9 protein-coding genes are annotated in these 13,208 nt (G+C 62.7%); 2 read left to right on the top strand and 7 right to left on the bottom strand.

The window, feature by feature from the left end; all coding sequences use genetic code 11:
• Positions 1 to 50 precede the first annotated feature (50 nt).
• Positions 51 to 920: an NmrA/HSCARG family protein gene (locus ACYG97_RS10065; protein WP_023715785.1), complete on the top strand. Its 870-nt coding sequence runs from the start codon at positions 51 to 53 to the stop codon at positions 918 to 920.
• 54 nt (positions 921 to 974) lie between these two features.
• On the opposite strand, the gene ACYG97_RS10070 is transcribed toward ACYG97_RS10065, so the two are convergent.
• From ACYG97_RS10070 to ACYG97_RS10090, 5 genes are all read right to left on the bottom strand, one after another.
• A complete protein-coding gene (locus ACYG97_RS10070) occupies positions 975 to 1,370 on the bottom strand; it encodes a hypothetical protein (protein WP_023667474.1) in 396 nt (131 codons plus the stop codon).
• Between the two features lie 287 nt (positions 1,371 to 1,657).
• Entirely contained in the window at positions 1,658 to 2,077 is a 420-nt protein-coding gene (locus tag ACYG97_RS10075) for a GFA family protein (RefSeq protein ID WP_023734402.1), read from the bottom strand.
• A 119-nt stretch (positions 2,078 to 2,196) separates the two neighbouring features.
• A protein-coding gene (gene prfB, locus ACYG97_RS10080; protein WP_155922402.1) for a peptide chain release factor 2 occupies positions 2,197 to 3,328 on the bottom strand; the annotation gives its coding sequence in 2 pieces (ribosomal slippage) (positions 2,197 to 3,261 and positions 3,263 to 3,328; 1,131 coding nt in all).
• A 130-nt stretch (positions 3,329 to 3,458) separates the two neighbouring features.
• Positions 3,459 to 5,915 (bottom strand): penicillin-binding protein 1A, encoded by a 2,457-nt coding sequence (locus tag ACYG97_RS10085; RefSeq protein ID WP_023667477.1) that lies wholly within the window; start codon positions 5,913 to 5,915, stop codon positions 3,459 to 3,461.
• 213 nt (positions 5,916 to 6,128) lie between these two features.
• Positions 6,129 to 7,388, bottom strand: coding sequence for an N-acetylmuramoyl-L-alanine amidase (locus tag ACYG97_RS10090; RefSeq protein WP_023734403.1), 1,260 nt, complete (start codon positions 7,386 to 7,388; stop codon positions 6,129 to 6,131).
• A 647-nt stretch (positions 7,389 to 8,035) separates the two neighbouring features.
• On the opposite strand from ACYG97_RS10090, the gene ACYG97_RS10095 reads away from it, so the two are divergent.
• Positions 8,036 to 10,954 (top strand): ribonuclease E/G, encoded by a 2,919-nt coding sequence (locus ACYG97_RS10095; protein WP_023691224.1) that lies wholly within the window; start codon positions 8,036 to 8,038, stop codon positions 10,952 to 10,954.
• Positions 10,955 to 11,047: 93 nt separating this feature from the next.
• On the opposite strand, the gene ACYG97_RS10100 is transcribed toward ACYG97_RS10095, so the two are convergent.
• Together ACYG97_RS10100 and ACYG97_RS10105 are read right to left on the bottom strand one after the other, a co-directional pair.
• On the bottom strand, positions 11,048 to 11,977 hold the full coding sequence (locus tag ACYG97_RS10100; RefSeq protein ID WP_023734404.1) for a glutaminase: 930 nt from the start codon (positions 11,975 to 11,977) through the stop codon (positions 11,048 to 11,050).
• 11 nt (positions 11,978 to 11,988) lie between these two features.
• Entirely contained in the window at positions 11,989 to 13,137 is a 1,149-nt protein-coding gene (locus ACYG97_RS10105) for a pyridoxal phosphate-dependent aminotransferase (RefSeq protein WP_023734405.1), read from the bottom strand.
• Positions 13,138 to 13,208: the final 71 nt, after the last annotated feature.

Here is a 13,208-nt window from a genome sequence, read left to right on the forward strand (position 1 = left end):
TGTGAGCCACACATATTGGGGCTGTCAAGCAACCCAACAGGAGAAATTCCATGACCATTCTCGTTACCGGCGCCACCGGCAATATCGGCCGCCAAGTCGTCGAACAGCTCGCCAAGCGCGGCGCCGATGTGCGTGCTCTCGTGCGCGATCCGTCGAAAGCCAGTTTTCCGGCAGGCGTATCCGTCGTGCAAGGCGACTTTCTCGATGTCGATTCGCTGCGCAAAGCCATGTCTGGCGTTTCCACGCTGTTCCTCTTGAACGCCGTGGTGCCGGACGAATTCACCCAGGCTTTGATCGCCTTGAATGTCGCCCGATCGGCCGGCATCGAGCGGATCGTGTATCTCTCGGTGATCCACGCTGACGTCTATGTGAACGTGCCGCATTTCGCGGGCAAGTTCGGCGTCGAGCGAATGATCGAGCAGATGGACTTCAAAGCTACGATCTTGCGCCCGGCCTACTTCATCCAGAACGATCTGACGGTCGAAGACGTCATCACCGGCTACGGCACCTACCCAATGCCGATCGGCCCCAAGGGTCTTGCCATGATCGATGCCCGCGATATCGCCGAGATCGCCGCTCTTGAGCTGCTGCGTCGCGAACGGTCCAAGGAGCCGCTTGCGTTCGAGAGGATCAACCTCGTCGGTCCGCAGACACTGACCGGGACGGACATTGCCGCAATCTGGTCAGACGTACTCGCCCGCCCGATCAGCTACAGCGGCGACAATACGGAGGGTTTTGAGCAAAATCTCAAGCAGTTCCTGCCCGCCTGGATGGCCTACGACATGCGCCTGATGGGCGAGCGTTTCTTCACCGACGGGATGTTGCCCGAGGCCGGCGACGTCGAGCGCCTGACGGCACTTCTGGGTCGCCCACTGCGCCCGTATCGCGACTTCGCCTCAGCACTCGCTGCTTCCGTCTGACGCAAGCGCCTTCAGCACCAAGGCCGGCCTTCCGATGAGAACTGCCAACAGAACTCAGTAGGAACGCGGTGGCACGAACAGGCAGATCGTCTTGCCTGCGTCGAGGCCGGCCTGATGCGCGCACCAGTGGAAATCGCCGTCGGGTGAGTCCTTGACCCGCTTGTCGCTCATCGGAACGACCTCCCCCGTTCCGGCGATGACATAGCCCTCCGGCTTTTCCAGCACCTCGCCGGTATGGGTGGTGCGGCAGTCGTAGTTTGCGCAGCAGGCGAAGGGATAACTCCAGCCTTGCGGCTTCGCCGCCGTAGGCTTGGCGTCATGGGCGAAGGCGGGTGCGGTCAGCACCGCCGCAAGCATCGCGATTGCAAAGATCGGGGTCACGAACAAGGAAAACAGGAGTCGGCCAGCCGGTTGAACGGCTCTGGCCGATCGGAGAGTGGCAGCAGACATGGAAGCGTTCCTTTCAAACGAGCATCAAGCGTTTCGCTTGCCCGTTCCCGGAACGTGTCTTCCCAGTGGCCGGATCGTCAGGTCGCAGATATGCCGCGTCCGGCCATAAATGCTTTTTCTCTTCCAGCCCTCGGATGCTGGGCTGATTCCTTGGCCGGCGCAAGAAGTTGCTGCGCGAGGCAGCACATCTACGCCGCTATCTGCAACCGCTGACGAGATCCAAGGCCAGGCTCAACTCCCGGCAGACGGGCAACGAAACAACGGGATTGGCCGTATGTGGTTCCAGCCTATACGTCGCCTGGACCGGCGATCACACGCCCTTCATATTGCGGCAAGTCGTCGGCGATGGTGAACCATGGCGCCTTGGAGCCGACGAAAATATGCGCGGTCGGCCGGGTCGTCGGATCGTCGACCAGCGTGCCCATGGCGATGTGGACATAGGCGCCGTCGCGGACCAGCGAATACAGCAACGAGCCGCAGCGGCTGCAATGCGCATCGTGGCCGCTGTCATCGCCGAAATGGATGAGCCCGTGATGCCCTTCGGCAAGGGCAAATTTCTCGCGCTCGATGCCGGCGAAGGACTTGAAAGCGGAACCTGTGGTGCGCCGACAGTTCGAACAATGGCAGTTGGCGGCATAGACGAACTCGTCCCTCACCTCATAATGAACCGCGCCGCAAAAGCATTTGCCGGTGAGCCTGCGAGTCATGGTTCCTCCTTCGCTCCCCGCCCAGGGATATGTCAGAACAAAGTCAGGCCGAGTCGAAAGTGGCGGAAGCGCAGGAATCAGCCATTCGCAGGCCGGCCTCAGCTGAATATGGACATATCCTAGTCGAGGTCGGCCACGGCTTCACCGGCACCACCCTCGATGCGCTGCGACAACGAGGCTTCCATGAAGTCGTCGAGGTCGCCGTCGAGCACGCTCGAGGGGCTGGTGCTCTCGACGCCGGTGCGCAGGTCCTTCACCAACTGGTAGGGCTGCAGCACATAGGAACGAATCTGGTGACCCCAGCCGATGTCGCTCTTCGACGCTTCTGTGGCATTGGCCACCGCTTCGCGCTTCTTCAGCTCTTCCTCGTAAAGGCGCGAGCGCAGCATTTCCCAGGCCTTCGCCTTGTTCTTGTGCTGCGAGCGTTCGGCTTGGCAGGCAACCGCGATGCCGGTGGCGATATGGGTGATGCGAACCGCCGAGTCCGTGGTGTTGACGTGCTGGCCGCCCGAACCGGATGAGCGGTAGGTGTCGATGCGTACATCGGATTCCGAGACGTCGATCTCGATCCTGTCATCGACGACCGGGTAGACCCAGACGCTGGAGAAGGACGTGTGGCGGCGCGCATTGCTGTCATAGGGTGAAATGCGGACCAGGCGATGAACGCCCGACTCGGTCTTCAGCCAGCCATAGGCATTGTGGCCCTTGATCAGGAGCGTGGCGGACTTGATGCCGGCCTCTTCGCCGTCATGGACTTCCAGCACTTCGACCTTGAAACGGCGACGCTCGGCCCAGCGCGTGTACATGCGCAGAAGCATCGAGGCCCAGTCCTGGCTCTCGGTGCCGCCGGCGCCGGCATGGACTTCGAGATAGGTGTCGTTGGCGTCTGCCTCGCCCGACAGCAGCGTCTCGACCTGGCGGGCCTTGGCCTCGCCCTGCATCGAGCGGAGGGCTGCTTCCGCCTCGGCGATCACGCTCTGGTCGCCCTCTTCCTCACCCAGTTCGATCAGGCCGATATTGTCTTCCAGCGCCTGAGTCAGGCTTTTGACGCCGGCGATCCCGTCTTCGAGGCCCTGGCGCTCGCGCATCAGCTTTTGCGCTTCCAGCGGATCATTCCAGAGGCTGGAATCCTCGGCGCGCACGTTCAGGTATTCAAGCCGCTTTATAGCCTGATCCCAGTCAAAGATGCCTCCTCAGCAGGGTGATCGCCTGCCTGATCTCGTCGACAATATTCTGCGTTTCCGCGCGCATGGCTGGTTGTTCTGTCCTGTTTTCGAAGTGGCGCTTGGGTCGGCGCGATACATAGGCACGGCATTGCTGCCTGTAAAGCGAAATGGGCCGGCTCAACAAGCCAGCCCATTCGACGTAAAAAATCAGGTCGTCAGTAGAGTCCGCCGCCGGGTGCCTGGATGGCTTCCGTAGCCTGCGGCGATAGCGGTCCGCCGGCGCCGTTGGACCCGTCGGCGCCCATGCCGATCACCCAATAGCTGTCGGCTGGGCCGGTGCCGGGCTTGAAGGCTTCGATGATGGTGCCGGGATCGCCCGACGCGGCACGCATGCCGGTCTTGCGGTTGATCGCGACCAGGTTCATGCCTTCCGGCACCTTGAAGTCGACATTCGGCGTGCCGTCCAGCGCAACGCGCATGAAGTCCTTGAAGATAGGCGCCGCCAGACCGCCGCCGGTGGCGCCATGGCCGAGACCGCGCGGCGTGTCGTAACCCATGTAAAGGCCGACGACGAGGTTCGGCGTATAGCCGATGAACCAGGCGTCCTTCTCGTCATTGGTCGTTCCGGTCTTGCCGGCGATGTGGCGGCCAAGCTCGGCGATGGTGGCGCCGGTGCCGCGCTGGACCACGCCTTCCATCATCGAGGTGATCTGGTAGGCGGTCATCGGATCGAGCACCTGCTCGGAATTGTCGACCAGTTCCGGTTCGGGCTGGTTGTTCCATTCGGGCGCATTGCAGCCTTCGCAGCCGCGCTCGTCCTGCTTGAACACGGTCTTGCCGTAGCGGTCCTGGATGCGGTCGATGAGCGAGGGTTTGATCGACTTGCCGCCATTGGCCATGATCGAATAGGCCGACACCATGCGCATCACCGTCGTCTCGCCGGAGCCCAGCGCCATAGGCAGATACGGCGCCAGATGGTCGTAGACGCCGAACCTCTCGGCATATTCCACCACCAGCTTCATGCCCATGTCGTTGGCGAGCCGCACCGTCATCAAATTGCGCGACTTTTCGATGCCGGAGCGCAAGGTCGCGGGACCGGCCACCGTGCCGTCATAGTTCTTCGGCGTCCAGGTCGTGGTGCCGCTCTGGATGGTGATCGGTCCGTCCATGATCACCGAGGCCGGCGTATAGCCATTGTCGAGCGCGGCCGAATAGACGATCGGCTTGAAGGACGATCCCGGCTGGCGCATCGCCTGCGTGGCGCGGTTGAACTCCGACTGCGCATAGGAGAAGCCGCCGACCATGGCCAGCACGCGGCCGGTATGTGGATCCATGGCGATCAGGCCGCCCTCCACTTCCGGCACCTGGCGCAACGTGTAGGCGCCTTCCGACCCTTCGTTCTTCTGCACGAAGATGACGTCGCCGGGCTGCAGTACATCGGCCGGAGACTTGGCCTTGACCGTCTTGCCATCGACCACATGGCGCATGGCAAAGCTCATGTCTTCCTTGCTGACGGCGCCTTCGACGCGTTCCTTGACGATATCGCCCGAAATCTGCCGCGTCGGCTGCAGGCCGATGGAAAGGCCGGTCGCCGAGCTGTCGAGCACGACGGCAAGCGACCATTCCGGCACGTCTTCCAGCCCCTTGACGTTGCCCAGCGCCACGCCCCAGTCGCCGGAAGCATCGATATGCGTCACCGGTCCGCGATAGCCGCGCAGCGTGTCGTATTTGAGCAAGCCGTTCTGCATCGACTTGCGGGCGATGAGCTGGATCTTCGGATCGAGTGTCGTGCGCACCGAAAGGCCGCCCTCATAGAGCGCGTTCTCGCCATAGCGCGAGATGATCTGGCGGCGCACTTCCTCGGTGAAATATTCGCCCGCAAACAAATAAGAGCCATTGCGGCGCGGAGTCACGCCGAGCGGCTCGGCCTTGGCCTTGTCGCCTTCCTCGCGCGTCACGTAGCCGTTCTCGACCATCTGGTCGATGACCCAGTTGCGGCGCTCGATGGCGCGGTCGGCATGCTTGAAGGGATGGTAGTTGTTGGGCCCCTTCGGCAGCGACGCCAGATAGGCGGCTTCCGCGACGGTGAGTTCGTTGACCGACTTGTCGAAATAGGTCAGTGCCGCGCCCGCAACGCCATAGGCGCCGAAGCCGAAGAAGATTTCGTTGAGGTAGAGCTCAAGGATGCGGTCCTTCGAATAGGCCTGCTCGATGCGGAAGGCCAGGATCATCTCCTTGATCTTGCGCTCGTAGGTCTGGTCCGAGGACAAGAGGAAGTTCTTCGCCACCTGCTGGGTGATGGTCGAGGCGCCGACCTGGCGCCTGCCCGAACCAAGATTCTGCAGGTTGACGTAGATGGCGCGGCCAAGCCCGGTGATGTCGATGCCGGGATGGTTGTAGAAATTCTTGTCCTCGGCCGACAGGAACGCCGCCTTGACCCGGTCCGGAACCGCCTGGATCGGCAGATAGAGCCGCCGTTCGCGCGCATATTCGGCCATCAGCGAGCCGTCGGAAGCATGGATGCGGGTCGTGACCGGCGGCTCGTACTTGGCCAGCACCTCGTAGTCGGGTAAGTCTTTCGACAGATGGCTGATGTATATCGCCACGCCCGCGGCGACGATAAGCGCCAGCGTCGTGCCGATACCAAAGAAATAGCCGATAAGACGAATCATGCCCGCTCCAGTCCGAGGTCCGGGAATTTCCTAGACGAAGCCGCCTTCCGCGCAAGCCTTCGCAACTGTCCCGATCCGTGATGGAAAACCCATGTCGCCACCATGTGGGCAAAATACGGCAGTGCCCGGTTTAGGCATCCCCCACCTGAAATAAAAGCGCCTGGTGTTGTCGTCGTGCAACGCTGCCTCCGGTCGTGGGCGGCGGCGACCATCTCAGCCTCCGGTTCCCGTTCCCATCTTGGCGGAGGCAAACAGGGCGACGGCGTTGGTGATGCTCTGCGCCGCCTTGCCGCGCCAGTCGGCGTCGAGCAGTTGCGCTTCATCCTTGGCGTTGGAGAGATAGCCAAGTTCCACCAGCACCGACGGCACATCGGGCGCTTTCAGCACTTTGAAGCCGGCCGAACGCTGCGGATTATTGATCAGGCCGACGCTGGTGGACAACTGGCCGACCAGAGTGTGGGCAAAGCTCATCGAGAAATTATGCGTCTCGCGGCGGATCAGGTCGATCAGTATGTCGGTGACTTCCTTGTTGTCGTCCTTGATCACCATGCCGGCGAACTGGTCGGAGAGGTTTTCACGGTCGGCAAGCGCCTGCGCTTGCGGATCGGACGCCTTGTCGGAGACGGTATAGACGGTGGCGCCTCTGATACCCTTGACGCTGATCGTGTCGGCATGGATCGAGATCAAAAGGTCGGCCTCGTGCTGCCGGGCGATGCGCACGCGGTCATCGAGCCGCAGGAATTCGTCGGTATCGCGCGTCATGAACACGTCGTAGTTGGCGACGGCGGCGAGCTTGTCGCGCAATTCGGTGGCGAAGGCCAGCGTCACGTTCTTCTCGATGGTGCCGTTGAGGCCTTCGGCGCCACCGTCGATGCCGCCATGGCCGGGATCGATGACGATGGTGAAGCGATGCCCGGGATTGGAGATCGGCCCTGTGCCGACCCTGGAGCCCTTGTCGGTGGAGACGGTCGAGCCGGTGGTCAGCGCCTTGTTGGCAAGGGCTTCGTCGAACTCGCGGTCGGAGGCTGCCGACATGTCGATGGCGATGCGATAGCCTGCGCCGTCCTCGTTCTTGAGCACCTCGAGCTTGTCGACCGAGAACGGCCCCTTGCCGGTCAGGATCAGCCGCGATCCCTCGCCCTGATCGCCATAACGCACCGCCTTGACCAGGCCGCGGGCCTTGGCGTCCTTCGCGCCGATGGCGAATCGGGTGCGCGGCAGGTCCACGACCAGCCGGTTGGGGGCGCGCAGCAGGAACCATTTGATGTCGGGCTCGCGGTCGAAATCGATGACGATGCGCATCTTGGTTGCGTCGCCGGCCATCTTGTAGGCGGTGGCGCCGAGTGGCGCATCGGCGGCGCGTGAAACGGGCGCAAAAGCAAGGCAAAGCCCCAGCAGCAACAGCACACCGGCAGCGCGCAGGAAACGGCCTGCACGGCCATGGCCCTTGTCTGTGATGCCCGCCAGTCCCATTTCTTTGCAGTCGCTCTCGGTTTGGCGCTTGCGCCCGCGTGGTTGGTCGAAATGCCGGTCAGGCCGCAGACTCGATTAACGATTGGTATCCAGAGAAGGTTAACCAAGCCTTTTCATTGAGGATTAAGGCCTGTGCTTCCGTTACGGCACTGCTTTTTGCCGGCATCCGAAATCGGGGTTGCCTTCCACCCCGTCAAATCATAAAAGCGATGGTGGATCACTGCAATCCTGGAACCGCTTCTCCCGCAGCTTCCTGCTACAGGTCAGATGAAAGGCGGCTCCTTTCGCTCCAGCGAAAAGGCTTCAGGTGATCGCGACGAATTTCGCAGGTGTGCGCCCGTGGCGGGGGAATCGCCTGCGTGAGGAAAACGGCCGGGTTTGTTCCCGTGCCGGCTCTGTATGAGCAAACAAGCTGGTCCGGTTCGTCCGGGCTTTGGTTCAAAAGGTTCTGCTGGTGACGATGGCTTCAAGCGCAATCATGGAAAGGTCCGCATCAAACCGCGCCATTGTGGCTGCGGGCGGCACCGCCATGGCGCTCAAGCGGCGTCCGGCGGACATTCAGACATCCGGCACCCACATCCCAGACACGCAGCAGCGGGCTTTGCCTCGCAAGCTGCGGCTGACGGCTGCCGGGAGGAAACGAAATAATGCCCAACAAAATGCTGATAGACGCCTCCCACCCGGAGGAAACACGCGTTGTCGTTATCCGCGGTAACCGTATTGAAGAATTCGACTTTGAATCTCAGGACAAGAAGCAGCTCAAAGGAAACATCTATCTCGCCCGCGTAACGCGTGTCGAACCTTCCCTTCAGGCAGCCTTTGTCGAATATGGCGGCAACCGTCACGGTTTCCTCGCCTTCAGTGAAATTCACCCCGACTATTACCAGATCCCGGTCGCCGATCGTCAGGCTTTGCTGCGCGCTGAAGCGCAGGAAGCCGAGGACGAGGAGAACGAGGACAATGACGGCGACGACCGCCAGAGTCGCGATCGCGGCCGGCGCGGCCGCCGGCGCGGCGGCAAGGGTCGTGAGCGCGGCGAACACAAGCGCGACGCCGGCGCCGATGATGAGAACGGCGAACATGGCGATGCCGGCAGCGATGCCGTCTCCGAAGCGCCTGCTTCCGAGCATGCCGCGGCCAATACCGCCGGGCATGACGATCATGCCGGGCATGGCGACAGCGAAGCCTCCGACGCCGAGACATCCGGGACCGAACCGTCGGAAGGCGGCCCGACATCGATCGCGGCAAGCGTCGAAGCGGATGTGATCTCCGAAGCTGTCCCTGCGGCGGAGCCGGGTGACGAAAGGTCGTCCAGCGAGGCAAGTGGCGAAGCCACCTCCGAGGACAATGATCGCGGCATGCTGGAAGAGGTGCAGTCCTCGCATCCGGACGACCACGAGATCGAATCCGTAGGCGCCGAGGATGCGCTGGAAGAGGTGCGCAGCCGCCGCAAGCCGGTGCGCCGCCAGTACAAGATTCAGGAAGTCATCAAGCGCCGGCAGATCCTGCTGGTGCAGGTGGTCAAGGAGGAGCGCGGCAACAAGGGCGCGGCGCTCACCACCTATCTGTCGCTTGCCGGCCGCTATTCGGTGCTGATGCCCAACACCGCACGCGGCGGCGGCATTTCGCGCAAGATCACCAGTGCGGTCGACCGCAAGCGCCTCAAGGAGGTCGTTGCCGATCTCGAAGTGCCGCAGGGCATGGGCGTCATCCTGCGCACCGCCGGCGAAAGCCGCACCAAGGCGGAAATCAAGCGCGACTACGAATATCTGATGCGGCTTTGGGAAAACGTCCGCAATCTGACGCTGCAATCCACCGCCCCTGCCCTCGTCTATGAGGAAGGCAGCCTGATCAAGCGCTCGGTGCGCGACCTCTACAACAAGGATATTGACGAGATTCTTGTCTCCGGCGAGGAAGGCTACCGCGAGGCCAAGGATTTTATGCGCATGCTGATGCCGAGCCACGCCAAGGTGGTTCAGCCGTTCCGCGACACGACGCCGATCTTCGTGCGCAACGGGATCGAGGCGCAGCTCGACCGCATGCTGCAGCCCCAGGTGACGCTGAAGAGCGGCGGCTATATCATCATCAACCAGACCGAGGCGCTGGTCGCCATCGACGTCAATTCGGGCCGCTCCACCAAGGAGCACTCGATCGAGGACACCGCTCTCCACACCAACCTTGAAGCGGCGGAAGAAGTCGCCAGGCAATTAAGGCTGCGCGATCTCGCCGGCCTGATCGTCATCGACTTCATCGACATGGAGGAGAACCGCAACAACCGCTCCGTCGAGAAGCGGCTGAAGGATCACCTCAAGAACGACCGAGCCCGCATCCAGGTCGGCCGCATCTCGCATTTCGGTCTGATGGAGATGTCGCGCCAGCGCATCCGCGCCAGCGTGCTGGAATCAACCATGAAGCCGTGCCCTCATTGCGGCGGCACCGGCCATGTGCGCTCCGATTCGTCGGTGGCGCTGATGGTGGTGCGGGCGATCGAGGAATTCCTGCTCAAGGATTCGCGCAGCCACATCACGGTGCGGACTCCGGCGGCGACCGCTCTCTATGTGCTCAACCACAAGCGCGGCACGCTGGTGGAACTCGAAAGCCGCTTTGGCCTGACCATCACCGTCGAGGCCGATGATACGGTCGGTGTGCAGCACTACGCGATCTTCCGCGGCGCCATTGCCGAAAAGCCGGAAGGCTTTGTCGAAGCGCGAACCTTCCCGGCCTATGTCGAGCCGGAAGAGCCCGAGGACGAGATCGTCATCGAGGAGGAAGACGACGAGGTTGTGGTACAGGCCGAGCAGCCGCGCCAAGCGCAGCCGCAATCGCAGCAGCAGCAGCCGAGATCGGCTGAGGACGGCGAAGGCCGCGACCGCAAGCGTCGCAAGCGCCGCAGGCGGCGCGGCGGCAAGGATCGCGAACGCGAACATGGCGATCGCGAGCATGGCGCCGAAGGTGCTTCGGTTTCGGCGGCAAGCGACGACTTTGCCGCTGAACCAGGCGATGACGATGCAACACAGCAAGACGAAGCCCAGGTTGGCGCCGTCGAAACGGTGGAAGCATCAGATGACGCCCAGGGCAAGAAGCGCCGTCGCGGCAAGCGCGGCGGCAAGCGCAATCGTCGCGAAGACGGCACGGAGACCGAAGCCGGCGAAACCGCCTCGGTGGCCGAGGCCGCTGAAGTCGGAACGGCCGCAAGCGAGCCCGTAGCAGCCGTAGCGGTTGAAGAAGCGGCGGCTCCCGCCGCGGCGAACGACGACGCTCCAGCCGAAAAGCCGAAGAAGAAGCGCGCTTCAAGGGCAAAGAAGGCTGTGGTGGAAGTCGCCGATGAGACGGCGGCCGAGGCTGCACCGGAAGCTGCCGTCGAAGCAGCCGCCCCCGCTGCGGCCGATGCCGCCACGGAAACGACCGTCGACGACGAGCCCGCCAAGGCTCGCCCGTCACGGCGCAAAGCCGTGGCCGCGGATACCTCCGCGGTGCCGGTGGTTTCCTCCAGCGTTGCCGACGAGGCAAAGGCCGAGGAAAAGCCGAAGCGCGCCGGCTGGTGGCAGCGGAAGGGCTTTTTCTAAGCTATTCAGCCGATTAAGATAGGTTCCTGACAAAAATCCCGCGCCGTTCAAACCACGGCGCGGGATTTTTTCATGCGCGAATGATGGAAGGCGTCAGGGGGCGAAAATCGACCAGTTCATCATCCTGGCCAGTTTTTCCAAGGCGATCGACCCCAGCTTGGAATTGCCGTTGGCGTTCAAGCCCGGCGACCATACGGCGAGTGAAGCCACACCCGGCACGATCCCCAATATGCCCCCGCCGACGCCGCTTTTTCCCGGAATGCCGACACGGAAGGCGAAATCGCCGGAGCCGTCATAGTGGCCGCAGGTCAGCATCATGGCGCCGATGCGCCGCGCCCGCTCGGCAGACACCACGGAGTGCCCGGTTGCCGGGTTTCTGCCGCCATTGGCGAGGAAGCGGCCGGCCAGCGCCAATTGCCGGCAGCTCATGGCGATCGCGCAATGGTGGAAGTACACGCCCAGCGACAGCTCGGGTGCATGGTTGAGATTGCCGAAGGATTTCATGTAGTTGGCAAGCGCGAAGTTGCGATAGCCGGTGGCGCGTTCGGAAGCCGCGACCTCGCGGTCGATGATGATGGTTTCGTCATCGGCAAGGAACTGGATGAAGCGCAGGATTTCGCCGATCGCCTCGCGCGGCTGGTGGCCGGCAAGCAGTATGTCGGAGACGACGATGGCGCCGGCATTGATGAACGGATTGCGCGGAATGCCGTTCTCATGCTCGAGTTGCACGATCGAGTTGAACGGATTGCCCGACGGCTCGCGTCCGACACGCTGCCACAGCGCGTCGCCGACATTGCCGAGCGCCAACGTAAGCGTAAACACCTTGGAGATGGACTGGATCGAAAACGCCTGGTCGGCGTCGCCGGCGACCAGCACGCGGCCGTCATTGGTCACGGCGGCAATGCCGAATTTGTTCGGATCGACCTTGCCGAGCTGCGGAATGTAGGTGGCGACCTCGCCGCGATCGGAGCGCTCGGCCATCTCGGCGGCGACGTCGGCCAGCGCTTGTTTAAGATCCGGCATGCTCGTCCCCGCTATTTCAGCCAGCGCTCGATGCGCGCCATCGCCTCGGCCATGTCGTCATGGCTGCCGGCATAGGAAAAGCGCATCGTGCGGTGTCCTGCCGGCGGATCGAAATCGCGACCGGGCGTCGCCGCCACATGGGCTTCGGCCAGCATTTTGCGCGCAAAGGCCATGCTGTCATTGGTATGCCGGGTGACATCGCAGAAAGCGTAAAAGGCGCCGTCCATCGGCGCCGCCAAGGGAAATCCGAGTTCCGGCAGGCGCCGCATCAACAGCTCGCGGTTCCAGGCATAGCGCGCCTTCACCGCTTCCAGCTCTTGGGTCGGCTTGAAGGCCTCGATCGCGGCGATCTGCGACAGTTCCGGCGGCGAGATGTAGAGGCTCTGGGCGATGCGCTCGATCGGCCTCACCAGAGCTTCCGGCAGCACCATCCAGCCGATGCGCCATCCGGTCATGCAATAATATTTCGAGAAGGAATTGATCACCGTCACGCCTGAGCCATGGGCCAGCGCCGTGGTGTCGGGCGCGGCATAGGCCAGCCGGTGATAAATTTCGTCCGATATCACCGCGATGCCGAGTTCTTCGGCTGTCCTCACCAGTGCCGACAACTCGTCGACGGGAATGACCGCACCTGTCGGATTGGCCGGGCTGGCGAACAACACACCCTTCAGCGGTTTTTCCCGGTGCGCCGATTTCAAATGTTCGGCATGAAGATAGGCGTCGCTGCCGAGCTCGATCTCGACGATCTGGATACCGAGCGCGGCCATGATGTTGCGGTAGGCCGGATAGCCGGGTGCTGCGATGGCGACGCGGTCGCCGGGATCGAACATCGCCAGGAATGCCAGATTGAAGGCGGCCGACGATCCCGTGGTCACGGCGATCCGGTTCGGCGCGACATCGATCCCGTAATGGTCGCCATAATGCGTGGCGATCGCCTTGCGCAGATCCGCCAGACCGAGCGTGTCGGTATAGCCGATGCGTCCGATCCTCAGCGCATTTGCGGCTGCTTCCCTCACGCCCACGGGCGCCGGATCGGATGGCTGGCCGACGGCCATGGAGACGACAGGCACGCCCGTCGCCTTCAGCCGGTTGGCTTCGGCCAGAATGTCCATGGCGTGAAACGGCTCGACTTCACCGCGGCGCGACAGCGAAACTACCATTTGACCTCCGTCCGGCCCGCCGCTCGAAGCCATGAACCGGCGGCAGCGCCGCACAAATGCCCGATTGATGT

It is taken from the genome of Mesorhizobium sp. W067 (assembly GCF_054719525.1).

What these genes read in the sequence shown, in the direction of transcription:
- ACYG97_RS10065 (WP_023715785.1), top strand. Translation starts at nt 51, where the DNA reads ATGACCATTCTCGTTACCGGCGCCACCGGCAATATCGGCCGCCAAGTC.
- ACYG97_RS10070 (WP_023667474.1), bottom strand. Translation starts at nt 1,370, where the DNA reads ATGTCTGCTGCCACTCTCCGATCGGCCAGAGCCGTTCAACCGGCTGGC.
- ACYG97_RS10075 (WP_023734402.1), bottom strand. Translation starts at nt 2,077, where the DNA reads ATGACTCGCAGGCTCACCGGCAAATGCTTTTGCGGCGCGGTTCATTAT.
- ACYG97_RS10085 (WP_023667477.1), bottom strand. Translation starts at nt 5,915, where the DNA reads ATGATTCGTCTTATCGGCTATTTCTTTGGTATCGGCACGACGCTGGCG.
- ACYG97_RS10090 (WP_023734403.1), bottom strand. Translation starts at nt 7,388, where the DNA reads ATGGGACTGGCGGGCATCACAGACAAGGGCCATGGCCGTGCAGGCCGT.
- ACYG97_RS10095 (WP_023691224.1), top strand. Translation starts at nt 8,036, where the DNA reads ATGCCCAACAAAATGCTGATAGACGCCTCCCACCCGGAGGAAACACGC.
- ACYG97_RS10100 (WP_023734404.1), bottom strand. Translation starts at nt 11,977, where the DNA reads ATGCCGGATCTTAAACAAGCGCTGGCCGACGTCGCCGCCGAGATGGCC.
- ACYG97_RS10105 (WP_023734405.1), bottom strand. Translation starts at nt 13,137, where the DNA reads ATGGTAGTTTCGCTGTCGCGCCGCGGTGAAGTCGAGCCGTTTCACGCC.